This is a genomic window from Rhodococcus sp. P1Y (assembly GCF_003641205.1).
Classification (GTDB): domain Bacteria; phylum Actinomycetota; class Actinomycetes; order Mycobacteriales; family Mycobacteriaceae; genus Rhodococcoides.
Genome location: NZ_CP032762.1, coordinates 1,716,195 through 1,740,342 on the forward strand (window position 1 = coordinate 1,716,195; position 24,148 = coordinate 1,740,342).

The window sequence follows — 24,148 nt, forward strand, 5'->3', positions numbered from 1 at the left end:
TTCAGGGTGCGCTGTCTCGAGGTTCGAAAGGGAGTTCAGGTAGTCAGATTCGAGCCGGTGTGCACGAACTCGTCGCGGTGCTCGTCGGCCACCCCGGCCAAATTGAGCTCGAAGGTGAATCCTTGCTCGAATCGATAGCTCTTGTTGACGTCGATGGGATCGATGCCGTTCAGTGCGGCTTTGGCGGCGCGGAGGACCCGCGGATCTTTCGCGGTGATCTCACCGGCGAGCGCCAGGGCGGCGTCGTCGAGCTGTGCACGCGGAACTACCTCCAACACAGATCCGTGCCCCACGAGTTCGTTGGCCGGGATGGTGCGGCTGGTGAAGTAGAGCGTGCGCATCAAGTGCTGCGGCACGAGACGCGACAGATGTGTTGCTGCGCCGAGGGCGCCCCGGTCGACTTCGGGCACTCCGAAGTACGCATCGTCACTCGCGATGATGGTGTCGCAATTCCCGACCAGGCCGACGCCACCTCCGAGGCAGAATCCGTTGACCGCTGCAATAACCGGTACTTCGCACTCGTAGATTGCCTTGAAAGCTTCGTAGCAGCCGCGATTTGCTCCAACCAATGCGTCGAAGCCGACTGTCTTCTGCATCTCTTTGATATCCACGCCTGCGTTGAACCCGCGGCCCTCCGCTCGCAGTAGAACTGCGCGGATCTGCGGGTCTCGGGCGGCTTCTTTCATCGCATCTGCGACGGCGAACCATCCTGAGACTGGGAGTGCGTTGACTGGTGGGTAGTCCATGGTGACGACAGTGAGTCTGCCGTTCAAGACCTCTGTGGAGACGCTCATGTCGGTTCCTAACCTAGCGATTGCTTGGTATCGTAACAGCCACCAGGGATGGGCAGTCAACAACAAGACGTACAAGTTGCGCATCGCCGCAGGCAAGGCAAAGGAACAAGGAATGTCGAATCTTCTCGAAGGACGCGTTGCAATTGTGACGGGAGCAGGTCGTGGCCTAGGGCGTGAGCATGCGCTGGAACTGGCGCGGCTCGGAGCCGCGGTGGTGGTGAACGATTTCGGTGTCACCTTGGCCGGCGATGGCACGGGCGAGACACCCGCGCAGGAGGTGGTCTCGACGATCACAGCTGCGGGAGGCCGAGCGGTGGTCAATACCGCAGACGTAGCCGACTTCGAGGCTGCGGAAGCGATGGTTCGTCAGGCGATCGACACCTTTGGTCACCTCGACATTCTGGTCAACAACGCCGGGTTCGTGCGAGACCGGATGTTGGTCAACACCAGCGAAGAGGAGTGGGACTCGGTGATCCGTGTACACCTGAAAGGTCATTTCGCGCCACTGCGTCACGCCGCTGCCTATTGGCGGGCGGAATCGAAAGCGGGCCGTACGCGCGCAGCGCGAGTGATCAACACGTCCTCGGGTGCAGGACTTCAGGGGTCGGTCGGTCAGGCTACCTACTCCGCCGCAAAAGCCGGGATTGCCGGGCTCACCATCGTAGCCGCGGAGGAGCTCGCCCCGTACGGAGTCACCGTCAATGCAATCGCACCGTCGGCTCGCACTCGAATGACGGAGGGCCCGTTCGCCGAAGCGATGGCAGCACCCGTCGATGGTTTCGACGCGATGGCGCCCGCGAATGTCTCACCCATCGTGGCGTGGTTGGCCAGTGAGGAGAGTGCGGATGTGACCGGTCGAGTCGTCGAGATCGAGGGCGGACGACTCACGGTCGAAGAAGGCTGGGTCCACGGGCCCTCGCTCGACGTGTCGCGTAGGTGGGATCCGCGCGAGGTCGGTGGCGAGCTTCGGGGCCTGTTGCAGAAAGCGCGTACCCCCGAAGCGGTCTACGGCGCGCGGTCGTGACAGCGCAGGATGCCTCATCCTGGATCGGACGCGAACTCGGGAGTCGCCGCGTCGCATGGGACGAGCGCGATGTCATGCTGTTCGCGCTCGCAGTCGGTGCACGCCCCGATCAGCTCGATCTCGTCTTCGAACGCGACCTGCGCGTGTTGCCCACGTTCGGGCTCAGTCTGGCGCAGTGGGCACCCGACGTGCTCGGCGACGCAGGTGCATTCGACGTCGGAAAAGCGTTGCACGGTTCCCAGCGGATGAATGTTCGAGCGCCACTGCCCCCGTCGGGCGGCGTGACGTTGAATTCCCGAGTCTCTGCAGTGTGGGACAAGGGACGTGCGGCCATCTTCGACGTCACGGTCGACTGTGAGTTGTTCGAGGCAACCTGGTCGATTTTCGCTCCAGGGCAGGGCGGATTCGGTGGCGATCGTGGGCCGTCTTCGGTTGCGCAGGACGGCGGCGACCCGTCCGACCGTCGTCAGCTGCCTATCGCGTCGAACAGTGCGCTGCTCTACAGGCTTTCGGGCGATCGGCACCACATCCACGTCGATCCAGAGGCAGCGCGGGGTATCGGCCAGCCGCGACCAATTCTGCACGGCCTCGCGACCCTGTCCGCGGCCACTCTCGTTCTGGCCGACATTGCCGGCGCGCATCCGTGCGATTTGATGGAGTTGGGCGGACGTTTCAGTTCCCCGGTGTTCCCCGGTGAATCGGTCGATGTCCTGAGTTGGCCGGATGGCGCGTTTCGAGTCGAGACACCCCGTGGCGTGGCAATCGACGGCGGCAGAGCTGTGTTCGCAACGCCCTGAATCTACAACACACGTCCGAATTACGTTCGAGGAGATACAGACATGTTCGATTTGCACGGTCGGGTTGCTCTGGTGACAGGCGCGGGCCAGAGCGTAGGGGCGGGGATTGCGACAGTGCTTGCCAGGCAAGGTGCTGCGGTCGTCGTCAACGATCTGTACGCGGATCGAGCCGAGCAGGTCTCGAAAGCGATAGTCGCAGAAGGCGGACGGGCAATTGCGGCGGCCTTCGACATCACCGATCTGGACTCGGTTGTCGAGCATGTGGACAGGGCTGCAGAAAAATTCGACCATCACATCGACATCCTGGTCAATAATGCCGGCATCGCCGAGGGACGCGTGAATCTGCCCTTCAGGCAGCTGACACCGGATCAGTGGCGGGCGCCGATCGACCTCAACATCTATGGCGCACTTAATTGCACCAAAGCGGTACTCGACAAGATGTGCGACGCCGGATGGGGGCGAATAGTGCAAATCTCGTCAGGATCGGCCCGGGCCGGTCAGAACATCGGTGTATCGATGTACGCAACTGGGAAGAGTGGCGTCGAGGGATTCATTCGGCACCTGGCAGCGGAGACCGGCCAGTTCGGTGTCACCGCCAACATACTTGCCTTGGGGCACCAAAAGAATCTCGAGAGCAAGATGACCGAACAGATGATTCGTGACATTCTTGCGACCATTCCTATCGGCAGGCTTGGGGACTCCATCGAAATCGGAGCTGCCTGCGCTTATTTGGCCTCGGATGAATCGGGTGGCATGACCGGACAGACCATCGACTTCAACGGCGGGTCGCAGACGCGATAGATGCCCGCCCCGCGGGCAGCGCGAATCCGCTGAACGGGATTGTCGCTTCACAAGCCACCCACACTGTTCGTAGCGTGACGGAGCGACCGTCGACACCGTGCTGTGTCGTGATGGAGAGGTATTGAAATGAAATTTGATGTCGATGTGGTGGTTGTCGGAGCGGGAATTGCGGGGATCTATGCGATTCATGCACTTCGCAAAGCTGGGTTCACCGTTCAGGGCCTCGAAGCGGCGTCGGGCGTAGGTGGTACGTGGTTTCACAACCGGTATCCAGGCGCTCGGTGTGATATCGAGAGTTTGGACTACTCCTACTCGTTCTCAGGCGAGCTGCAAAGTGAATGGGAATGGAGCGAGCGCTACGCTACCCAGCCCGAGATCCTGCGGTACCTCGAGCACGTGGTGGATCGGTTCGACATCGCCCGACATTTCCGATTCGAGACTCGAGTCGTGGCCGCGGAATACGACGAAGCGGACGGGGTGTGGAATGTCACGACCGACGCCGGCGACGTCGTCGTTTCGCGATTCTGCATGTTCGCCACCGGGTGTCTGTCGGCGACGAACATGCCGGCGATAGAGGGTCGCCGTTTGTTCGAGGGCGAGTCCTATCACACAGGCGAGTGGCCTCATGGCGGCGTCGATTTCACGAACAAGAGAGTCGGAGTCATCGGGACCGGTTCATCGGGGATTCAATCGATTCCACTCATCGCTGAGGACGCCGAGTCGGTGTACGTCTTTCAACGAAGTCCCAACTATTCGATTCCCGCGGGCAATCGACCGTTGGACGAGCGCGACCGCAGACTGTCCGCGAGCGAGTATGCCGAACGCCGCCGCCTGTCGTGGGAGAGTGGCGGCGGGTCGCCATTCATCCCGAACCCTCGGAAGGCCATGGACGTCGACGAAGACGAACGCAGGCGGGTATACGAGGAGTGGTGGACGCGTGGAGGTGTGCTGTTCAGCAAGGCATTTCCCGACCAGATGATCGACCCAGCAGCGAACGAGACGGCCAGGGAGTTCGCGGAGGCAAAGATTCGGGACCTGGTCGACGACCCTGCCACGGCTGAACAACTGATTCCCGTCGATCACCCCATCGGCACGAAGCGCATCGTCACCGATGACGGCTACTACGAGACGTTCAATCGCCCCAACGTCAACCTGGTCAATTTGCGCGCAGAGCCGATCGACGGCATCTCCGGATCCGGAGTGCGGACATCGGCCCGAGAATACGAACTCGACATCATCGTCTACGCGACCGGCTTCGACGCGATGACCGGTGCTCTGAACAAGATCGACATTCGCGGACGCGGCGGACGGACCCTGCGCGAGGAGTGGGCAGCGGGACCGCTCACGTACCTAGGACTTGGTGTACACGGTTTCCCGAACATGTTCATCATCACCGGTCCGGGAAGCCCAAGTGTGCTGTCGAACATGGTTTTGGCATCGGAACAGCATGTGAACTGGGTGGTGGACTGCCTGCAGCACATGCGGAATAACAATGTCTCATCGATCGAGGCGGACGCGTCCGCCGCTTCGTCCTGGGTCGCGGAATGCAACCGACAGGCCAGTGGAACACTGTTTCCGCAAGCCAATTCGTGGTACATGGGTGCGAACATCCCCGGGAAGCCCCGCGTGTTCATGCCGTATATCGGAGGCTTCGCCGTCTACGGACGCAGGCTTGCCGAGGTCGCAGCCAGCGAGTACGAGGGTTTCACCCTCCTGCGCTCCGAGGACCGTGAAACTACGGGATCGGTGGTCTGATGACGGCTCACGACTCCGACGGCCCGGGCCGGACAGCCGTAGCCATAGCACCGGACGTGGCGGCCATGCTCGATGCACTCGACAAGGGATTCCCGGATGTCACGAAGGTGCCGGTTCCGGAATTGCGTGAGTTGATTCGCAGCAGACGGGCACCGTTGACTCGACGACCTGACATGGTTTCGGTAACCGACATCGAGATCACCGGACCAGGTGGGCCCATTCCGTTACGGATTTTCAGACCGCACAGCGCGAGCAGTGCGCTACCGGTGGTGGTCTTCGCGCACGGCGGTGGCTTCGTGTTCTGCGACCTGGATAGTCACGACGAGTTGTGCCGGTCGATGGCGGACGGCGTAGGCGCCGTAGTGGTTGCCGTCGACTACCGATTGGCGCCCGAGCATCCTGCCCCTGCCGCACACGACGATGTCTACGCGGCTCTGGAATGGGCTTCGACGAATGCGGCGCAGTACGGTGGCGATTCGAGCCGGATCGCACTCGCGGGTGACAGCGCAGGCGGCAACCTCACAGCTACCGTTGCCATCGCGGCCAGAGACCGTGGAGCGCCACATCTGATCGCTCAGGTCATGATGTATCCGGTCATAGACGACGACTTCGATACCGAGTCCTATCGGCAGTTCGGCACCGGCTTCTACAACACGACGTCGGCGATGAAGTGGTATTGGCAGCAATACGCCCCGTCAGGGACCGACGATCCTCGCCTCGTCCCCACCAGGGCGAAGTCCTTGAAGGGCTTGCCCCCGGCCGTCGTGATCACCGCGCAGTTGGACCCCCCGTGCTCGTCCGGAGACGACTATGCGCAGAAGCTCCGAGCGGCGGGGGGTCGACGTTCGACACCGAAGGTTCGACGGCTTGTTCCATGGTTTTCTGACGTTCCCCTCTTTGTCGCAAACAGGTCCTGCGCGCGAAACGATATGGGCGATGATGCGGGAGTTCACAGACTGAGTTCCCCGCCTCGGCGAGGAGCCGTGTCCCGCTCTTCGGGAACACCTGGTCTCAACCGACGGTGGGAATGAGATGGTGATCACACCAGCGGCCCACTGGACAACATTCGGCCGAAACGATGAGGAGAACCATCAATGGCTTCGACAGCAGCGACTTCCGAGGACTACCGCGTCATCGAGAAGGGAGCCCCGCCAGAGCGTTTCGCTCGCGGATGGCACTGCCTCGGTCTCTTGCGTGATTTCCGTGACGGAGTGCCCCACCAGATTTCAGCCTTCGGCACCGAGCTCGTCGTGTTCCAGGGCGAAAGCGGAACGCTCAGCGTGCTGAATGCGTTTTGCCCACACATGGGAGGCAACCTCGCCCGCGGAACGGTCAAGGGCGACAGCATCGCGTGCCCATTCCACGATTGGCGGTGGAACGGAAAGGGCAAATGTACCGACATTCCATACGCGCGCCGTGTGCCCCCACTCGCCCGCACCAAATCGTGGCCGACGCTCGAGCGCAATGGGCAGTTGTATGTGTGGCACGACCCGCAGGGTTCCCAGCCCACCGACGACATCACCATCCCCCTGGTCGCAGAGTACGGAAACCCCGACTGGACGGACTGGACCTGGAAGACCGTTCTCGTCGAGGGTGCGAACTGCCGCGAGTTGGTCGACAACGTTGTCGACATGGCGCATTTCTTCTACGTGCACTACGGGATGCCCCAGTTCTTCCACAATGTATTCGAGGGACACGTGGCCACTCAGGTCATGCGAAGCAGGCCCCGTGCCGATGCCGTCGACGCCTCGATCGGCAGCAGCTACGACAACGAAAGCCAGTCGGATGCTTCGTACTTCGGCCCTGCATACATGATCGACAAGTTGTGGACCGGAGACCTTTCCGGCGAACACAACATCGTGTTGATCAACTGCCATTACCCGATTTCGTCGTCGTCGTTTCTCCTGCAATACGGGGTCATCGCCAAGAAGCCGGACAATGTTCCGCCTGAGGTCGGCGACCAGATCGCTGATGCCGTCGCTGCCGGGGTGGCGATCGGTTTCGAGCAGGACGTCGAGATCTGGAAGAACAAGTCGCGCATCGAGAATCCGCTGCTGTCGGAGGAGGACGGTCCGGTCTACCAGCTCCGCCGGTGGTACAACCAGTTCTATGTAGATATCGAAGACGTGCAACCAGACATGGTCAACCGGTTCGAGTACGAGATCGACACCGAGCGCGCGAACAAGAGTTGGCAGGCAGAGGTCGACGCGAATATGGCCGCAGGCCGCAGCGCGATTCCGGTCCCGCAGTAGCTATTTCCGCATCAGTCAAGGAGTTTAGATGAGTCACGAAGTTCTCGACAACATTATTGCCATGGCTGAGGATCTGCGCGCGCGCGCCGACGAGGCCGAATCCCTCGGCCGGCTCCCGGACGACATGGCCAAGGGAATCAGACATGCCGGCACCATGAGGATGCTGGCTCGCAAGGAGTACGGCGGCTTCGAGGCGCATCCTCGCGATTTCGCGCAGGTCGTCATGAAAACCGGAAGCATCTACGGTTCTGCCGGATGGGTATCGGGCATTGTGGGAGTGCACCCCTGGCAGCTCGCATTCGCGGACCCCAAGGTCCAAGAAGAGGTGCTCGGTAGCGATTCCGACACGTGGCAGGCTTCGCCCTACATGCCAGGCGGAGTCGCTGTTCCGGTCGAGGGTGGCTATGTACTGTCGGGGCGATGGCAGTTCTCCTCGGGGACCGACCATTGCGACTGGATCTTTCTCGGTGCCATGGTCGGAGACAAGAACGGCATACCGATCATGCCGCCACAGAGTTTGCATGTCATCATGCCCCGCGCCGACTACTCGATCATCGAGGACAGCTGGGACGTGGTGGGACTGCGCGGCACGGGAAGCAAGGACATCGTGGTCACCGAGCAGTTCATCCCCGATTACCGGGTGATGGATGGCGGCAAAGTCATCGACGGAACCGCCGCTGAAGAGTACGGCGTGACCGAGACGCTGTACAAGATGCCGTGGTCGACGATGTTCCCTCTCGGCATCACGTCGGCCACCATCGGTATCGCGGAAGGTGTCCTCGCAGCAGGCGTGGCATATCAGCGCGAGCGTGTGGGTGCCACAGGTACTGCCATCAAGGACGACCCGTACACGCTGCACGCACTCGGCGAAGCGGCCGCCGAGATCGATGCATCCCGGCAGCAGGTGTTGACCAACGTCGACCGTATGTGGGACAGGATCGAAGCGGGAGAAACGATCACCTTCGAGCAGCGCGCCGAGGGCCGTCGAAATCAGACGCGCGCCGCGTGGCGCGCAGTGCGCGCCGCCGACGAGATCTTCGATCGCTCCGGCGGAAATGCCCTACGGATGGACAACCCGTTGCAGCGGTTCTGGCGCGATGCACACGCGGGCCTTCACCACGCCATTCACGTCTCCAGTATTCCGTATCACTCGTCGGCATTGAGTTCGTTGGGAGCCGATCCACAGGGCACTCTGCGAATCATGATCTGACTGTCAATTTCCAAACCCTTGTCGGTTTTCGGCAAACAATTTATGCGAGGTGTCATGAGCGAGATCAAAGGCCTGGGTTACGTGCGGGTGGACGCAACCGACTTGGAGCGGTGGCGTGAGCTGGCGTTCGAGGTTCTAGGATTCGGGGAAGGTGCTGGGCCGGAGGAAGGTGCACTACATCTGCGAGTCGACGAACGTGCTGCGCGGCTGATTGTCGTGCCGGCAGCGGTGGACCGAGTCACCGCCGTAGGGTGGGAGGTGCGGGACCAACTCGCGTTGGCCCGTCTGCGCGACAAGCTCGAGCGAGCCGGCCACGTCGTCAAGCCGATGTCTCAGGATGAGGCAGACGCCAGGCGCGTGGAAGAGGCATTCGTCATGGATGATCCGGGCGGCACGCCACTCGAGTTCTTCCACGGACCGGTCCTCGATCACACACCGTTACCGAACAAGTATGCGGACAAATTCGTCACCGGCGATCAGGGCCTCGGCCACGTGGTGGTCCCGTCCGTCAACTTCGACGAGACCTATCAGTTCTACACCGAGACACTGGGATTCCTCCCGCGCGGAGCGATGCGTATGCCGGCCCCACCGGAGTACGGGCCCCAGCGCATCCGGTTCCTCGGTGTAAACCAGCGCCACCACAGTTTGGCCTTGATGCCGGTTCCCGAGGGCAAAGATCCAGGCCTGGTCCATATCATGGTCGAGGTCGAGAAGCTCGACACCGTCGGTCGTGCTCTGGACGAGGTCGTGAAGCGCGACTTCCCGGTTTCCTCGACGTTGGGTCGACACACCAACGACAAGATGATTTCTTTCTACGTTCAGGTGCCTGGCGGCTGGGACATCGAGTTCGGTACCGAAGGCGAATTGGTCGACGAGTCGTTCTACACCTCCGAGGAGATCACAGCAGACAGTTACTGGGGTCACGAATGGGCGTGGGCAAAGCAAATGAAAGAGGCAATGGAACAGCAGGCCAAGGCCGAAGCAAAGGCCTAGGCTGCGCCGCGATTCGATGAAACCCGTTCGGACCGTTTCGGTTCGGGCGGGTTTTTTCGCAGACAAGACCCGAACATAGGAGTACTCATGCCCGGCAAAGTGATTCCCGATATCTTCTCGCCTTCCAAGCTCGGTCCACTCGAACTCAAGAACAGAACGATCAAGGCCGCGACCTACGAGAACATGGCCCGCGAGGGACTTGTGACGCAACCACTCATTGACTTTCATGTCGAACACGCCCAAGGCGGAGTCGCTATGACTACCGTTGCCTACTGTGCGGTGGCACCGGATGGTCGCACGGACGGTAACCAGATCGTCTGGCGCGACGCGGCCGAGCCAGGACTGCGTCGTCTGACGGATGCGGTGCACGATGCGGGTGCGGCGATCTCCGCACAGATCGGCCATTCAGGTCCGGTCAACAACGCTCAGGCAACCGGTACCCGTGCCATTGCCCCCAGTCGCCATTTCAACAAGCAATTCATGCGGGTGGTCGGAGCAGCGGGACGCGACGACATCGAAAGAATCGTTGCAGCGCACGGTGATGCGGCGCGTATGGCCATCGAGACCGGATTCGACGCGGTTGAGGTTCATTTGGGGCACAACTACCTCGCAAGCTCGTTTCTCAGCCCGAAGCTCAACCGTCGCGACGACGAATACGGTGGTTCTCTGCAAAATCGAGCACGGCTCGCGCTCCGAATTCTCGACGCAGTGCGTGACGCGGCCGGGGACCGGCTGGCGATCATCACCAAACTCAACATGGATGACGGTGTACCCGGCGGGTTCTGGCTCGACGAGGCGTGCCAGGTCGCTCAATGGATCGAGCAGACAGGCGCTGTGGACGCGCTCGAGATGACAGCGGGGAGCTCCCTGCTCAACCCCATGTACCTCTTCAAGGGTGACTCTCCGATCGCCGAGTTCGCCGCGATGATGAAGGAGCCGATTCGCACTGGAATAAAGTTGGTCGGAAAGCATGTTTTGCGGGAGTACCCCTACTACGACGGCTATTTGCTCGAGGATTCTTTGCAGATCCGATCGGCGGTGAACCTGCCGATGATTTTGCTGGGCGGGGTGACCAATCGCACCACCATGGATCGTGCTATGGCTGAGGGCTTCCAGTACGTCGCAATGGGTCGGGCGCTGTTGCGTGAACCGGATCTGATCAACCGAATCCAAGCCGACTCGTCGACTCGGTCTTTGTGCAATCACAACAACAAGTGCATGACGACGATCTTCACTGGAACGCGATGTGTTCTGATTCCCGAGGATACAGCTGGACCCACCGAGGAGACCGAGCATGCTGCCATCAGCCTGGTTCTGCCCACCCGCTGAGAATTGTCGGGCTCGGCGCCGGAACGTGCGTGGTGCGCGATCTTCTGTTGATCGACAAGCGCTGACGCCCAGCAGGTACTGACGGCAAGACGGCAATTCAGCCCTGGCGAACAACTGACTGGCAAGGCTCGGCGAGCGAGGTATGCCAGTCGGTTGTCGTTGCCGAATCCAGGAGCGGGGTGTCGATGCCGCAGAAGGTGTGGCACACGCGGTCCCGAATGATCATCTCCGGGCATTCCGGGTCGAACCACCTGTCGACGATTCCCCAGTGCACCGGATGGTCCATGTACTCTCCGAGCAAACCATCGACGTCGGTGAATTCCTGTTCCCAGACGTGCGTCCACTCTGTGGGTCCGAATGCTTCGGACACCGGGGACAGTCGCCACCGCACGATCGACGAGATGTAGTTCGGCATGGACAGTGTGTCGTGTTCGAATCGGCGCAGGTGTGCCGGATCGGCGTCCGGTGAGACTCTGACCAGGAGCGCGCGATAGACCGTTGCGAGACGTCTCCGGCCATTGGTGGATGACGGCTGTGAGTCAGTCGATCGATAGTCGGCACCGTGCATCAGTTCGACAACCGAAGACGCAGAAGCGATGTCATGGAGCGTCCGAGCAGTCATGTGTGCCGCGGACTCGTCCATGAACCGTAGACGCAGGATAAGATCTCCACCGTTGATCGTCCCTGGCAGCGTCGGTGCGATCAACGTACGAGTCGCCCGGCTGGACTCCGAAACCGAGGTCAACGTGTCGACAGTAGTAGCCCACAGGGTTGGGTCCGCGTCTGGAACGGCGTGGACTACACGCACCATCTCAAACACCGACGAGTCCGTCGACGTCTGTCGCGCTCACGGCCATCGATCGGTGGCGCTCGAGGACCAACGAGTCCGCCGTGTTCCACCACTGTCTCACGTCGCTGTCCGCACGACTCGTTCTGGCCATGTTCCACCACCCCGTCGTTCCGCGCACCGTCCAAGTGACCGTGATTTCGTTCGATTGGTCGTTCAACCACATGGGAGGACTGACAATGATGCTCTCGAGAACCATGTGCCGTCTCCGTGCGCCGGGCGCATAGTTGGCTAGATAGGCCTCGACGAATTGCTTTGCGAGACCTGGTCGGGCGACAATACGGTCGACCACATAGACTTTCGGATCTGTCATCGGAAGAGCCTAGATCCTTTCGGCAGTGTCGACGAACAGTTCTCTCGTGGAGTGGGATCGACGACGAGACGTCAGCGGCCCTGTCGACTCCCGCAGGGCCGCTGACCGAATCATCGTGCCGGTCGCGGAATATCGAGCGGCGCCACGTCTGGATACTCGCTCGGGGCCATTGCGTAAACCGATGTCAGCGTTGCCATGAATGCGGGGTCGTTCAACGGATCCGAGGGGTCCTCTATCGAAACTCCCCGGGCGCGAACATCGCTGACCAGCATGCCGATCGCTTGCTCGACCGTGAGATCGTCCGTGTGGTCCAGATACGCCTTAACCTCGGATCGATCGTTGAAAACGTATGCGCTGTAGTGGAATAGCATGCGCATGTCTGCGTCGTCGTATCGAGCGATGTCCTCGTCCCCGTTGCGCACGACCCAGCCGTCGCCGTCGCCGGTGATGACGGAATCGAGTTGAAGCTTCGGTATTGTGCGTCGGTCCCGAGGGCCGTTCGCTTCACCTCGATGAAACATCTTCTCGTTGTTGGTGAGCAAACCGCTGTTCCAGAACGGTGCGGCGAAGCGTTGCGGAGGCATGTCAGGTCCGTCCGGCCAGTAGGTGAATCCGCCATCGACGTCGCTGTCGTAGAAGTAGGCAATGACCTGGCCCGTCTTGACCTCCCAACGCTCGAATAATCCTGACTTGGCCATCACGCTGACCAACCACAGTGGGGCATTGTTCATGCTGACGCCACGCCACGATGCTCCGTCGAAGTGGCCGGCATCGAAGCTGTGGGCAGGTGTTCGGATGTTGAAGAGGTAGCTGCTGGGAATCGCGAATTCCGCGCCGTGAATGCCTTTGATCATGTCCATGAACTTGCGGTTGTAGTACAGGTCGTGCGCCGCTGGTTCGTACACGATCCCGCCGTCTCCGAGATAGCTCCGAAACGTCGGTGTAAGCAGATCCGAAAGTTGCAGAGGAGTCTCCGCGTCACGGGACTTTGCTCCTGAAACAGCCAGGTACTCTTCGGCATTCTTGAAGTGGTGGGCCGCGACAAGTCGCCAAGGTCCGTTGTTGCGAACGATGTCGGTCAATAGCTCGACTTCGTCGCGGGTGTAGATGTCTTGGATCAACTGCGGCGGCACAGCTGGGGTCATAGGGTGACGTGCAACGGTGGTCATGAAAGAGGTCCTTTCTCGGGGGTCGAGGGGAAGTGGCAAGCGACGAAGTGACTGTCCGCTACCTCTCGGATCGTCGGTTCGACACTGGCGCAGATACTTTGCGCACGCAGGCAACGGGTGCGGAACCTGCAACCGCTGGGTGGACTGTGTGGTGAGGGCAGTTCGCCCTGCAAGGGTAACTCTGTGAGGGTGACAGATGGATCGGGGTCCGGAATCGATGCCAGCAGTGCTTCCGTATAAGGATGCTTGGGAGTCGAGTACAAGGCATCGGGATCGGCGATCTCGCAAATCTTGCCGAGGTACATCACCACTACCCTGTCGCTGATGTTTTTCACCACGGCCAAATCGTGGGCGATGAACAACAAGGTGAGCTGATACTGCTCTTTCATATCCTCTAACAGGTTGAGGATCTGGGCCTGCACCGACACATCGAGTGCCGATACCGGTTCGTCGCACACGACCAACTGCGGATCGACAACCATTGCCCGAGCTATCGATATTCTTTGACACTGACCGCCCGAGAACTCGTGCGGTCGCCTGTCACCGACAGTGTCGGGGTCGAGACCGACAGTCGCAAGCATCGCGTCGACCTTCGCCTCGCGATCGGATCGAGAGCCCTCGGCAATGATGTCCAGACCCTCGGACACGATGCGGCGAACACGTCGTAGGGGATTCAGCGAAGAGATGGGGTCTTGAAAGATCATCTGCAGGCGCCGTCGGCTGCTGCGTAGCTCGGATTTGCCTGCGGCAGAAAGATCGCGACCATCGAAAGTCACCACTCCGGACGTCGGGCGCGGCAATTGCATGATTGCCTTCGCGACGGTCGACTTGCCGCACCCGGACTCGCCGACGAGTCCCACGGTCTCGCCGCGGACGATATCGAGATTCACGTCGGATACTGCGGCGAATGTGCGACCGCCTCCAGTCGGATACTCGACGGTGAGATCGCGGACCGACAGCAGTACATCGTGATCGTCTGCCGATCGCATATGGGCAGTTCCTGATCCGGCCATGTCAGTTCGCGTCCCTCGAGTCGATCGGAAGTCCCGCAGCCGTGCGGCCGTCCCGTAGATTGTCGGCGAATGCGACGGCTGCAGCCGGTGTGCCGGGGGGAAAGTGACATGCAGAAGTGTGTCGGTTGATGTCTCCTTCGACATGAGTCAATGTCGGTGTCTCGACGAGACAACGTGGCCGGGCATACGTGCATCGCGGGGCGAACGCACATCCGGGCGCAGGTTCGACGACGGACGGAGGTCGTCCTGGGATCGACTGCAGCCTTGTGTGACTGGGATTCGCGAGCCGGGGAATAGATCGGAGGAGCGATAGGGTGTACGGATGCCGAGTATGGCTGAACAGTGCTCGGGTCGGCGCGTATTCCACGATTTTTCCCGCGTACATGACCGCAATGTGGTCCGTTCGTCCCGCTACCACGCCGAGATCGTGTGTGATCAGGACCATCGCCATATGGTTCGTTTTCTGTAGTCGGGCGAGCAGATCGAGTATCTGATGTTGCACCGTGACGTCGAGGGCCGTTGTGGGTTCGTCGGCGATCAAGAGCTGGGGTGAGCATGCGATCGCGAGCGCGATGACGACTCGCTGTCGCATGCCACCGGACAAGTTGTGTGGGTACTGGCGTAGCCGCGAGTTCGGGTCCGGGATTCCGACCCATCTCAGGAGCTCCTCGGCGCGCGCAAGCGCATCCGACTTTCCGAGGTCGGTGTGCTGCCTGAGTGTTTCGGTTAACTGCTTCCCGATGGTAAGGACCGGGGTGAGCGCGGTCATTGGATCCTGGAATACCATCGCCGCGCGGGCTCCCCACATCGAACGAGCCTGTGCGCGAGAGAGTGTGGCTGTGTCGACACCGTCGATCTCGATTCGCGAACCCGGTCGAAGTTGTCCAGCCGGTGGCAAGATGTTCATGACGGCGCGTGACAGGATGGACTTTCCCGAGCCGGATTCACCGACTATGCCGAGTGTTTGCCCTACGGCGACCTCGAGATCGACTCCGTCCACCGCGCGAACCATTCCACGCGGCGTGTCGATCCAGACCCGAAGGGAATCGATGCTCAACGCGGGTGATCTCACATCGTCGTCTATCGCGAGTGCCGTATCCATGTGAAGTGCCTCTGGTCTCGAGGGCGGTTGAGTGGTCTCGAACTGGGCTGTCACAGCGCTGACTCTCGTCCAATATTCGATCGGGCCCAGTCTCCGATTCGATTCAGGGAGAAAACAGTGAGAAAGAAGAATGCGCCGGGTACCAGCACCAAGAAAGGAGTTTCGTACAGTGTCGAGCGGCCTGCTGCAATCATGCCTCCCCAGCTCGGTGTCGGCGGCGGAACTCCCAGCCCGAGAAAGCTCAACGATCCCTCCGCCACAACCAAACCGGCTGCCACGACAGTCGCGAACGATACGACGGGCAGCAGAACATTGGGCAGAAGCTCGCGGAGCAGTATTCGGAAGTCGCTCGCACCCATCGCACCAGCTGCAATGACGAACTCTCGATGGGTGAAGGCGATCGTGTTGGCACGGGCGATCCGCGCGAAGGTGGGCATGCCAACCAGGCCGAGACCGAGTACGAGAGTCCAGACACTCGACTCCATGACCGCAACCAGTGCAATCAGTAGAATCAGAGGCGGGAAGGCAAGCACGACATCGGTGCCGATTCCAGTGACTTTGTCGACGGCTCCCCGGTAGTAACCGGCCAGAACACCGATCGTGGTGCCGACGACAAGCGCCAACAATGTAGCGCCCAGCCCAACCGATAGTGAGATGCGTGCGCCGTAGAGCGCGCGGCTGAGCTGGTCGCGTCCAAGCTGATCGGTGCCTAGCATGTGCCCGAGGCTGGAGAACGGCGGCAGCGAGTATTCGCTACCGATCGCGTCGTAACCGGGGATCGGCAGAATCGATGCGGCCGCTGCGGCCACGACGATGGTGACGACCCAGATCGCTCCGAGAAGAGCGCCGACGTCGCGCTTGCGACGTCGGCCGTTCGGCGAGCGCAGTATGTCCGCGGGCGCGGCAGTCAATTCGTCCGAAATGCGCTCGGTCGGATCGAATCTGGACGCATCGAGCTTTTCAGGTGTGCTCATGTCGCGCTCACTCTCGGATCGAGCAGGGGATAGGCGATATCGACGAGCGCGTTGATAAGCACGTAGCCCACCGCGACGACCAGCACGATGCCTTGAATCATGAACAGATCGCGCCCCGTAATCGAGGTGATGACGAGCGAACCCAGCCCGGGCAGCGAGAAGATCGATTCCACGATCACGGTTCCACCGATGAGGCGGCCAAGAGCCACGCCCATAACAGTGAGAAGTGAGAATCCGGACGGGCGCAATGCGTGGCCGAACAAGATTCTGCGGATCGGTAGACCACGTGCTCGCGCAGAAAGGACGAAATCCTGCTGCAGGGTCGACACCATGTCGTTGCGAAGGAGTCGAATGAACGCGACAGCCTCGAGAGCTGCGAGGGTCGTGACAGGAAGCACCAGAGACTGAAGGTGTGGAACCAATCCTGCCGACAACGGGGTCCAACCGGTGACCGGGAACGCGCCCAGCGACACCGCGAAGATGAACACGAGAAGTACACCGAGAAGAAAACTAGGGATCGAGAGGGTCACCGAGCACAGAACCGTGACGATCCGATCTACCACGCCGCCGGACCGGTAGGCCGAGTAGACACCGACCGGCACCGCGATCAACAATGCGACGACGATCGACGTCGCGGCGAGTTCCAGTGTCACCGCGAGCCGGTCGAGAATTGCTTCGGTGACCGGAATGTCACTGATCATCGATCTACCGAGATCCCCGTGAAGAGCGCTCCACAACCAGGCGAGGTAACGCTCGGGCAGCGATCCGTCCAATCCGAAGCGCACAGTGGCTGCGGCACGCATCTCGTCGGTTGCCCCGTCCGGCAGCAACCCGTCGACTGGATCGCCTGGGACGAGCTCGAGCAGCAGGAATGTCGCGAGACTGACCAGGAACAGCACCGTAACCAGCGTTGCAGAATAGCGTAGGGCCGATCGCAGTTTCGTCATACTTGCCGCCTTGTGTCCAGGGCGGTCACTGGTTCACCCAGGCCAGATCAGGACGGAACCAGTACTGGTACGCCACTTCGAGTCCACCCACGTTGGAGGGGCTCAGGAGACGGGTTGTGGCAGGCTGCCAAAACTTGTATGCGCCTGTGTTCATCAACTCGCGGATGGCCGTCTTGTATGCAGCGTTGACTTCATCCGGGTCGTTCGAACTATGCGTCGTGTCGAGTGCGGCATCGACGACGGGGTTGGAATAGCCACTGTTGTTGGCAGTGCCGTTGGTGTGGAACACGCGATAGAGACGTTCGCCGTTCGCGCCGCCGAGCCCACTGACTATCAGATCCCAGTCGCCTGCGTTCAGGGCCGAAGCAAACGCAGCACCGTCCAACGCAGCAATCTCGAATTCGATGCCGTCGACTTCCTCGATCTGCGCTTGCAACATCTCGGACACCTGGGCCAACAACGGGCTGCCTGCGACCGTCACGTACCGCAGGCGAATCGGCTCGCCGCCGTTGCGGGCGCGATAGTCATCGATTGTCTTCTGCGCCTGAGCCACGTCGCGTTTCGGCCATGTCGCCTCTGGGTCGTACAGCTCAGTGCCCTCGGCTGCGAAGGTGGCTGCCGTCTTTTCACCGGGGAAGACGGCAGCGATCATCTGGTCGTTGTCGATCAGCGTCGAGACCGCACGCCGAACGTCGGGATCGGCCAAAGCGCCGCGCTGGGCGAGGCGAACACCGCCGCCACCCAAGAGATCTGCTTGGGTGACGCTCATTCCCGCATCCCTCGCGCGGTCTGCGTACTTTCCAAGGGTGACTGTCATGACGTCGACTTCACCGGCCTGCAACGCGTTGAACCGTTGATCGTCGGCGCCTATCGTCTTCATCACGACGCGATCGACGTAGGGGCGCGGTTGATCCCAGTAGTTCGGATTTCGGTCGAGGACCATCTCGGTTCCACGTGCCCACGAGGTGAACGTGAACGGCCCGGCACCGACTGGCGAGTTCCCGAAATCTCGGCCCATCTGCTGTAGCGCAGTCGGCGAGGCGATGAACGCAAGTTCCTCGGTGAACGCGAGTTCCAACCGGTAGTTGACTTCGGCGGATGTAATTTCGACAGTGAGTGGATCGATAACTGCCCACTTCAGCCTGCTTGCAGTCGCTGCCCCCGGAGAGAGGTTCGCGGGGTCGAGAATTCGATTCCAGTTGTATTCGACTGCCGCTGCGTCGAAGGGGGTGCCGTCGGTGAAGGTCATTCCTGGGCGGAGTTTCAAGGTCCAGACCTTCCCGTCCGCGCTCGTCACGGATTCGGCCATGCCTGGCTCGAATTCGTTGTTCGCAACGTCGAGGTAGAGCAGGGCACCGTAGATTGCCTGACACGGTGCGAGGCCGATGCCGACAGCGCACGTTGCTGGGTCGACGGATTGTGCATCGGTGTTGTACGAGTACACGATCTCGCCCCCGCGGACGGGGTCACCGGCATCGGCCGCTGTAGGGCTGGCGGCACCGCCGGAGCACGACGTCACAACGATCAGACACATGGTCGACGCGGCGAGAGTCTTGACGAAACGACGAATAGGCAAGGCTGAGCTCCTGATCAGGGTTTGGCGTGTGGTCGCGGGGGCTGGAGCGATGCCCGGTGGGCGATTGGTGGAGGGATCACTCAACGGCTGACTGAGTGTGAGCTGCGTTACAACAAATAAACCGTGGTGAGCTTATGCGGTCAACGAGGACTCCCACTGCGTGGGATCTTCGGTGCCCCGGACTTAGCACAGCAGGATTTCGGGTTTTGTCGTCTCACTGGGCGGGAGTGAGAAGGACTGCATTGGCTGTCAGGCCTGAGAGTTGGATACCAACACCATCGACTCAGGAGGAATGGATGAAGCAGATTCTGATCGGAAAGACTGCGCTGGTTACCGGGAGTAGTCGCGGTATCGGGCGCGCAATTGCTCTGCGACTAGCCGCGGAGGGGGCAACCGTGGTGGTGACCGCCCGAGCGAGCGAACCGACGACCTCGGTCCGCGACGGCGAGGCTGTGGTGTTGGAGGGCAGTTTGACGCAGACGGTGTCGCTCATCGAGAAGGCGGGCGGCAGGGCGGTCGCCATTACAGCGGATCTGGAAGATGCGAACGCGCGTGAGTATCTCGTAGCCGAGGCTATCCGGCGTTGCGGTTCGGTCGACATCCTGGTCAACAACGCAGGTTTCGCCGAGTACAGCGCGGTGGCGGACATGTCGATGGCCACGTTCGACCGAACTGTTGAGCACTACATTCGTGCGCCCTTCGCGTTGATTCAGTCGGTGATTCCGGCTATGAAGGAGCGGGGAGCCGGTTGGATCGTCAACATCGGGTCGTCGACGGGATTGAGTCCTATCCGGCCGTTCCGCGAGTACAACAAGACCTCCGGCGACGTCGTGTACGCGTCGATGAAAGCCGCGCTGCACCGGCTCACTGAAGGCTTGGCTGCCGAACTGGTCGACGTCGACATAGCTGTCAACGCCGTAGGACCTTCTACCGCCATCAGAACCCCGGGCGCTGAGGCGCTACTTCCGGAGGGCTACGAAGCCGAACCCGTCGAGTACCTGGCCGAGACCGTCCTTGCAATGTGTACGGTACCGGCTGCAGAGAGGACAGGACTCGTCGCCTTCAGCCTCCACTATCCGTGGAGCCAGAGGATCGACGTGAAATCTCTGGACGGAGCTTCCGTGTTGCCTCGGCTGGAACCTCCTACATGGGCCAATCCGAACATTCGGCCTGCAGGTTTGTAGCCGCGCTGCCGCTGAATGGAACAACTACTCCTCCGGTGACTGTGCTCACACTACGTTGTCGTAAATGATGGATCGAATGCAGAACGGGGCACTGAGAGTGGATCTTTCGAGGACGAGCGCGCGGCATCACGTGAGGATGTCTCGATCCTCGGCGCCGCAACTAACCGATGAAGCCAGCCGTGTCGTGGACCGCATGATCGATCGATTCGGTGGTGCGATGAGCGAGCTGTCGGTCGTCGAGCTGCGGCGCTTGTTGGATGAGAACACACGCCCGGTGGTGTCCCCGATCCATTCTCAGGAAGACGCTCTGGTCCCGACTGCTGAGGTTGACGTTCCGGTCCGGGTCTATCGACCGCACGGGGGTGAAGGATTGGGCGTCGTGCAGTGGATGCACGGTGGCGGATTCACCGTGGGAAGTTTGAACCAAAACGACGAGTACCTGAGAAAGCTGAGTGTTGCCACGAACGCTGTTGTGGTCTCGGTCGACTACCGGCTCGCACCGGAACACCCTCATCCGGCGGCAATGGACGATTGCGCAGCAGTATGGAAATGGATCGCTCGAGGCCCGGACGCGCTCGACGGTGTCGATGTCGCGCGGTGTGTGCTGGCGGGGGAGAGTGCTGGCGGAACCATGGCCATGGTGCTCGCTCATCGGGCAGCCGAGCGAGAATTGAAAACTCCTGTGGCCGTGGTGAATATCTACGGGCCGCCGGACATGATTGTATCCAACCCGGAATGCGCTACGGGTGCGCTCACCGTCGAAGACTGTAGGTTCTTCTGGGACATGTATTCCGACCCGGCTCAGCGCACCGATCCCCGTGTGTGCCCAGCTCGTGCCGTCCGCGTCGATCACCTTCCGCCGCACTACTTCGCAGTTCCGGAAGTGGATGTCATGCGGGAATCGATCGAGAAATACGCTGCGCGATTGGCGGCGGCGGGTGTTGACGTCAGGACGCGAACTTACCGAGGAATGATGCACGGATTCGCGACGATGACAGCCGAATTGCAACCGGCGAGAGTGCTGTTCGACGACCTGAGCGCTTACGTTCGCGCGTCGCTCGAAACCGAGTCTCCGTCCGAGGGAACCGATGAGGTGAGCGCGCGTGCACAGTGACAGGTTCACCAGGGGCGTCGCAGTGGTCACCGGCGCTGCCGCTGGAATCGGTGAAGGGTTCGTCCGACATCTGGCATCGCGGGGAATGACCGTCGTCGTCGCCGACATCGACGCGGATGGCGGGGAACGCGTCGCTGCCGACATCCGAGCGGCAGGCCAGAGCGCGAGCGCCTACGCAGTCGACGTGACCGATTACGGTGCCGTCGATAACATGGCGCAGCGACTGTTCGACGAATACGGCGCAGTCGATCTGCTGATCAACAATGCCGGTATCGAAACGGCCGGTCTGACGTGGGAAATCGAATTGCCCCGGTGGAAGCGTGTCATGGAGATCAACGTCGACGGCGTCTTTCATGCGGTCAAGGCCTTCGTGCCGAGAATGATCGACGCACAGCAGAGTGCATGTGTGGCCAACATGTCGTCCGTCGGCGGAATCAACAGCGTCGCCGTGCAAGGCCCCTACATCGTCAGCAAGTTCGCGGTACTCGCGCTGACGGAGAGTCTGCACCAGGACATGTCTTTGTGCGACGCCGATATTCAGATTTCGGTCATCGTTCCACACTCGATCCGCAGCGACATCTTCAACGCAGCCCGTCGTGATGCCCCGACCACGAACCGGATCGCCAATGCCGCTTTCGATGCAATGCAGCGCGACAACGTGCGTTCCGGACTGGATCCGGTCGAAGCCGCATCGCACATGACCGAGAGTCTGGCGCGAGGCGACTTCTGGGTCTTCTCGCACGACGAGCTGTGCGCGCAAGCTCTCGACCGCCGGGCTGCACAGTTGATCGATCGGCGTCCGCCAGTGGATCCGCGAGCGATGTTGGACCGTATGGGTGTCGACCTCGGGTCCGAACCCCTGAACTCAGAAAACATTATGGGAGTTGACGAATGACCAGCACAACAACAGGGCCGACTTACGAACTGTCGGGCAACGATGTGACGCTCGACGACGTGATCGAATCCTGCAACCCGGGTGCGTTACTTCTCTCGATGGTGCACATCACAGGCGATCTCGGACTGGTGGACGAGTTCGAAGCATTGATCAAGGCTGCCAAGTCGGATGCGACGTCCGCCGTGGGTACGCACTACGTTGCGTCGGGTTCGACGACGTTGCCCTACGGCACCTACCCTGATTCGGTTGCAAGTGCCGTTCGTGAACGTGCGCGCGAGATACTGGCCGGTGACCTCGATCCGCGGCTGATGGAGCTGGACGAAGACCTGTTCAAGAGACTCGCGTCTCTGTGCAGCGCGACCGAGGTGACTGACGAGTTCGTCCCGATACTGATGGAGCAGGCTGGATTTCGGCTTGCGCAGCGGGTGGTTCCGGTCACCAGGAGACCACCTGCTGCCATGGATGTCATTGTTGTCGGCGCCGGAATGATCGGTCTCAACGCTGCCGTCAAACTACAGGATGCCGGATTCGCATTTCGTGTCTTCGAGGCTCGTGACGACATCGGTGGCACCTGGTCGCGAAACACCTACCCGGGCGCCGCAGTAGACACCCCGAGTCACTACTACTCGTACTCGTTCGAGCTCAACCCCGACTGGTCTCGCTACTACCCCTCGGGACCGGAATATTTGAAGTACATGAAAGCAGTCGTCCACAAGTACGACCTGGCACGTCATATTCAACTGTCGACCGCTGTGGACGGTGCTCGTTGGATAGAGCAGGACCAGCAATGGGAGGTCGTCACCCGCGCTGCCGACGGATCGATGGAAACACACCGAAGTCGAGCTTTGGTAACCGCTCTCGGGGTTCTCAGTGCACCGAACGTACCGGATGTTCCTGGCTTGGATACGTTCGCAGGTGACCTGGTGCACAGCGCAGAGTGGCGTGATGTCGATCTGAGTGGCAAGCGTGTCGTCGTGTTGGGAACAGGATGCACCTCGGTGCAGTTGGTCACCAACATCGTCGACGAGGTGGGCTCACTCGACGTTGTAGTGCGCACGCCACACTGGATCGTTCCCGAGAAGGCCGTGGAGAACGACGTTCCTGCCGGCGAACTATGGGCGATGCGGTATCTCCCGTTCTACCAGCAGTGGTTCCGTTTTCGAGCGTTCTGGCTGGCGTCGGACAACCTGTACCCAATACCGCGAATCGACCCTGAGTGGGCCAAGGATCACCTGTCCGTATCGAAGGTCAACGACAACGTCATGCAGGTATCGCTACGCTACCTGCAAGATTCGTTCAGCGATCGGCCCGACTTGATCGAGAAGCTGACACCGGACTTCCGGCCGTACGCCAAGCGCATCGTCAAGGACCCGGGATTCTTCGCGGCGTTGAAGCGCGACAACGTGACGCTCCACCGGGCCTCGTTCGAGAGCGTTCGGCCAGACGGAGTCGTCACGACGGAGGGGACTTTCATTCCCGCCGATGTCATCCTGTTGGCCACCGGATTCACCGTGGAATACGCTACCTCCTTGGACATTGTCGGCCGCGATGACAAGCGACTTGCCGACGTGTGGAGGAACGGCGACGACCCGCGGGCGTACCTCGGCATACAGGTTCCGCACTTTCCCAACCTGTTCGTCACCGCTGGGCCGAATGCGGCCCCCAATCACGGTGGTGGACACAACATCACCAGTGAAGAGCATGTGCACTACATCGTGGAGTGCTTGCAGTATCTCGTCGAGAACGAATACGAATCGATGGACGTCGGCGTCGAAGCTATGGATCGGTACAACGACGCGGTCGATGACGCGTTGGACAAGACCGTGTGGGCTCATCCGGGCAAGGAGGTCACCGGTTACTACCGCAACACCGCCGGACGGCCGATCGTCCCGTGTCCTTGGCGGATTGTCGACTACTGGACCATGCTGCGCGAACCCGATCCGAGCAAGTTTTCTTTCACTGCACGCGCATCCGCCGAGCCCTCGGCGGATAGTCGGTCTCGTCAGCTCTGAAACAGTCGGGGAACCACGACTGTTTCCGAAGGACATTCCCTTACAAA

The 24,148-nt window shown here is 60.8% G+C and carries 21 protein-coding genes and 1 pseudogene; 13 read left to right on the plus strand and 9 right to left on the minus strand.

The window, feature by feature from the left end:
* Positions 1-35: 35 nt before the first annotated feature.
* Complete coding sequence (locus tag D8W71_RS08055; protein ID WP_121112499.1) at positions 36-794, minus strand: enoyl-CoA hydratase family protein; 759 nt, start codon at positions 792-794, stop codon at positions 36-38.
* Between the two features lie 112 nt (positions 795-906).
* On the opposite strand from D8W71_RS08055, the gene D8W71_RS08060 reads away from it, so the two are divergent.
* The 9 genes and pseudogenes from D8W71_RS08060 to D8W71_RS08100 all read left to right on the plus strand — a co-directional run bounded on the left by D8W71_RS08060 (position 907) and on the right by D8W71_RS08100 (position 10,955).
* Positions 907-1,818 carry an SDR family oxidoreductase gene (locus D8W71_RS08060; RefSeq protein WP_121118801.1) on the plus strand — a complete coding sequence of 304 codons (912 nt, stop codon included), beginning with the start codon at positions 907-909 and terminating at the stop codon, positions 1,816-1,818.
* Entirely contained in the window at positions 1,815-2,615 is an 801-nt protein-coding gene (locus D8W71_RS08065) for a MaoC/PaaZ C-terminal domain-containing protein (protein ID WP_236077785.1), read from the plus strand. The genes D8W71_RS08060 and D8W71_RS08065 overlap by 4 nt, the downstream gene beginning before the upstream one ends.
* Before the next feature lie 42 nt (positions 2,616-2,657).
* Positions 2,658-3,416, plus strand: coding sequence for an SDR family NAD(P)-dependent oxidoreductase (locus D8W71_RS08070; RefSeq protein ID WP_121112501.1), 759 nt, complete (start codon positions 2,658-2,660; stop codon positions 3,414-3,416).
* A gap of 126 nt (positions 3,417-3,542) precedes the next feature.
* A complete protein-coding gene (locus D8W71_RS08075) occupies positions 3,543-5,171 on the plus strand; it encodes a flavin-containing monooxygenase (protein ID WP_121112503.1) in 1,629 nt (542 codons plus the stop codon).
* A gap of 65 nt (positions 5,172-5,236) precedes the next feature.
* Positions 5,237-6,131: pseudogene (locus tag D8W71_RS08080) on the plus strand (alpha/beta hydrolase).
* 134 nt (positions 6,132-6,265) lie between these two features.
* Positions 6,266-7,423 (plus strand): Rieske 2Fe-2S domain-containing protein, encoded by a 1,158-nt coding sequence (locus D8W71_RS08085; RefSeq protein WP_121112504.1) that lies wholly within the window; start codon positions 6,266-6,268, stop codon positions 7,421-7,423.
* Between the two features lie 28 nt (positions 7,424-7,451).
* Positions 7,452-8,633, plus strand: coding sequence for an acyl-CoA dehydrogenase family protein (locus D8W71_RS08090; RefSeq protein WP_121112505.1), 1,182 nt, complete (start codon positions 7,452-7,454; stop codon positions 8,631-8,633).
* 54 nt (positions 8,634-8,687) lie between these two features.
* Complete coding sequence (locus tag D8W71_RS08095) at positions 8,688-9,626, plus strand: VOC family protein (RefSeq protein ID WP_121112513.1); 939 nt, start codon at positions 8,688-8,690, stop codon at positions 9,624-9,626.
* An 87-nt stretch (positions 9,627-9,713) separates the two neighbouring features.
* Positions 9,714-10,955 (plus strand): NADH:flavin oxidoreductase, encoded by a 1,242-nt coding sequence (locus tag D8W71_RS08100; protein ID WP_121112515.1) that lies wholly within the window; start codon positions 9,714-9,716, stop codon positions 10,953-10,955.
* A 97-nt stretch (positions 10,956-11,052) separates the two neighbouring features.
* On the opposite strand, the gene D8W71_RS08105 is transcribed toward D8W71_RS08100, so the two are convergent.
* The 8 genes from D8W71_RS08105 to D8W71_RS08140 form a co-directional block, all read right to left on the minus strand.
* Positions 11,053-11,700, minus strand: coding sequence for a Dabb family protein (locus D8W71_RS08105; RefSeq protein WP_236077786.1), 648 nt, complete (start codon positions 11,698-11,700; stop codon positions 11,053-11,055).
* Between the two features lie 67 nt (positions 11,701-11,767).
* A complete protein-coding gene (locus D8W71_RS08110) occupies positions 11,768-12,115 on the minus strand; it encodes a hypothetical protein (protein ID WP_121112519.1) in 348 nt (115 codons plus the stop codon).
* A gap of 110 nt (positions 12,116-12,225) precedes the next feature.
* Positions 12,226-13,284 carry a hypothetical protein gene (locus D8W71_RS08115; RefSeq protein WP_121112521.1) on the minus strand — a complete coding sequence of 353 codons (1,059 nt, stop codon included), beginning with the start codon at positions 13,282-13,284 and terminating at the stop codon, positions 12,226-12,228.
* Positions 13,281-14,297 carry an ABC transporter ATP-binding protein gene (locus D8W71_RS08120; protein ID WP_121112523.1) on the minus strand — a complete coding sequence of 339 codons (1,017 nt, stop codon included), beginning with the start codon at positions 14,295-14,297 and terminating at the stop codon, positions 13,281-13,283. Before D8W71_RS08120 ends, D8W71_RS08115 begins: the two co-directional genes overlap by 4 nt.
* A 1-nt stretch (position 14,298) precedes the next feature.
* A complete protein-coding gene (locus tag D8W71_RS08125) occupies positions 14,299-15,399 on the minus strand; it encodes an ABC transporter ATP-binding protein (RefSeq protein ID WP_121112524.1) in 1,101 nt (366 codons plus the stop codon).
* A gap of 50 nt (positions 15,400-15,449) precedes the next feature.
* Positions 15,450-16,373 carry an ABC transporter permease gene (locus D8W71_RS08130; protein ID WP_121112526.1) on the minus strand — a complete coding sequence of 308 codons (924 nt, stop codon included), beginning with the start codon at positions 16,371-16,373 and terminating at the stop codon, positions 15,450-15,452.
* Positions 16,370-17,320 (minus strand): ABC transporter permease, encoded by a 951-nt coding sequence (locus D8W71_RS08135; protein WP_121112528.1) that lies wholly within the window; start codon positions 17,318-17,320, stop codon positions 16,370-16,372. The genes D8W71_RS08130 and D8W71_RS08135 overlap by 4 nt, the downstream gene beginning before the upstream one ends.
* Before the next feature lie 25 nt (positions 17,321-17,345).
* Positions 17,346-18,896, minus strand: coding sequence for an ABC transporter substrate-binding protein (locus tag D8W71_RS08140; protein WP_236077787.1), 1,551 nt, complete (start codon positions 18,894-18,896; stop codon positions 17,346-17,348).
* Between the two features lie 296 nt (positions 18,897-19,192).
* Here D8W71_RS08140 and D8W71_RS08145 point away from each other — a divergent pair, with 296 nt between their 5' ends.
* The 4 genes from D8W71_RS08145 (at position 19,193) to D8W71_RS08160 (ending at position 24,101) form a co-directional block, all read left to right on the plus strand.
* The gene (locus D8W71_RS08145; RefSeq protein ID WP_121112532.1) at positions 19,193-20,080 is read left to right on the plus strand and encodes an SDR family NAD(P)-dependent oxidoreductase; all 888 of its coding nucleotides are present in this window, start codon (positions 19,193-19,195) and stop codon (positions 20,078-20,080) included.
* A gap of 193 nt (positions 20,081-20,273) precedes the next feature.
* Positions 20,274-21,194 (plus strand): alpha/beta hydrolase, encoded by a 921-nt coding sequence (locus tag D8W71_RS08150; protein WP_236077788.1) that lies wholly within the window; start codon positions 20,274-20,276, stop codon positions 21,192-21,194.
* Positions 21,184-22,089 carry an SDR family NAD(P)-dependent oxidoreductase gene (locus tag D8W71_RS08155; protein ID WP_121112534.1) on the plus strand — a complete coding sequence of 302 codons (906 nt, stop codon included), beginning with the start codon at positions 21,184-21,186 and terminating at the stop codon, positions 22,087-22,089. Before D8W71_RS08150 ends, D8W71_RS08155 begins: the two co-directional genes overlap by 11 nt.
* Positions 22,086-24,101 carry a flavin-containing monooxygenase gene (locus tag D8W71_RS08160; protein ID WP_121112536.1) on the plus strand — a complete coding sequence of 672 codons (2,016 nt, stop codon included), beginning with the start codon at positions 22,086-22,088 and terminating at the stop codon, positions 24,099-24,101. Before D8W71_RS08155 ends, D8W71_RS08160 begins: the two co-directional genes overlap by 4 nt.
* Positions 24,102-24,148: the final 47 nt, after the last annotated feature.

Excerpts from the sequence above, each read along its gene's own strand:
- D8W71_RS08055 (WP_121112499.1), bottom strand. The coding sequence starts at position 794 with ATGAGCGTCTCCACAGAGGTCTTGAACGGCAGACTCACTGTCGTCACC.
- D8W71_RS08060 (WP_121118801.1), top strand. The coding sequence starts at position 907 with ATGTCGAATCTTCTCGAAGGACGCGTTGCAATTGTGACGGGAGCAGGT.
- D8W71_RS08070 (WP_121112501.1), top strand. The coding sequence starts at position 2,658 with ATGTTCGATTTGCACGGTCGGGTTGCTCTGGTGACAGGCGCGGGCCAG.
- D8W71_RS08075 (WP_121112503.1), top strand. The coding sequence starts at position 3,543 with ATGAAATTTGATGTCGATGTGGTGGTTGTCGGAGCGGGAATTGCGGGG.
- D8W71_RS08085 (WP_121112504.1), top strand. The coding sequence starts at position 6,266 with ATGGCTTCGACAGCAGCGACTTCCGAGGACTACCGCGTCATCGAGAAG.
- D8W71_RS08090 (WP_121112505.1), top strand. The coding sequence starts at position 7,452 with ATGAGTCACGAAGTTCTCGACAACATTATTGCCATGGCTGAGGATCTG.
- D8W71_RS08095 (WP_121112513.1), top strand. The coding sequence starts at position 8,688 with ATGAGCGAGATCAAAGGCCTGGGTTACGTGCGGGTGGACGCAACCGAC.
- D8W71_RS08100 (WP_121112515.1), top strand. The coding sequence starts at position 9,714 with ATGCCCGGCAAAGTGATTCCCGATATCTTCTCGCCTTCCAAGCTCGGT.
- D8W71_RS08110 (WP_121112519.1), bottom strand. The coding sequence starts at position 12,115 with ATGACAGATCCGAAAGTCTATGTGGTCGACCGTATTGTCGCCCGACCA.
- D8W71_RS08115 (WP_121112521.1), bottom strand. The coding sequence starts at position 13,284 with ATGACCACCGTTGCACGTCACCCTATGACCCCAGCTGTGCCGCCGCAG.
- D8W71_RS08120 (WP_121112523.1), bottom strand. The coding sequence starts at position 14,297 with ATGGCCGGATCAGGAACTGCCCATATGCGATCGGCAGACGATCACGAT.
- D8W71_RS08125 (WP_121112524.1), bottom strand. The coding sequence starts at position 15,399 with ATGGATACGGCACTCGCGATAGACGACGATGTGAGATCACCCGCGTTG.
- D8W71_RS08130 (WP_121112526.1), bottom strand. The coding sequence starts at position 16,373 with ATGAGCACACCTGAAAAGCTCGATGCGTCCAGATTCGATCCGACCGAG.
- D8W71_RS08135 (WP_121112528.1), bottom strand. The coding sequence starts at position 17,320 with ATGACGAAACTGCGATCGGCCCTACGCTATTCTGCAACGCTGGTTACG.
- D8W71_RS08145 (WP_121112532.1), top strand. The coding sequence starts at position 19,193 with ATGAAGCAGATTCTGATCGGAAAGACTGCGCTGGTTACCGGGAGTAGT.
- D8W71_RS08150 (WP_236077788.1), top strand. The coding sequence starts at position 20,274 with ATGATCGATCGATTCGGTGGTGCGATGAGCGAGCTGTCGGTCGTCGAG.
- D8W71_RS08160 (WP_121112536.1), top strand. The coding sequence starts at position 22,086 with ATGACCAGCACAACAACAGGGCCGACTTACGAACTGTCGGGCAACGAT.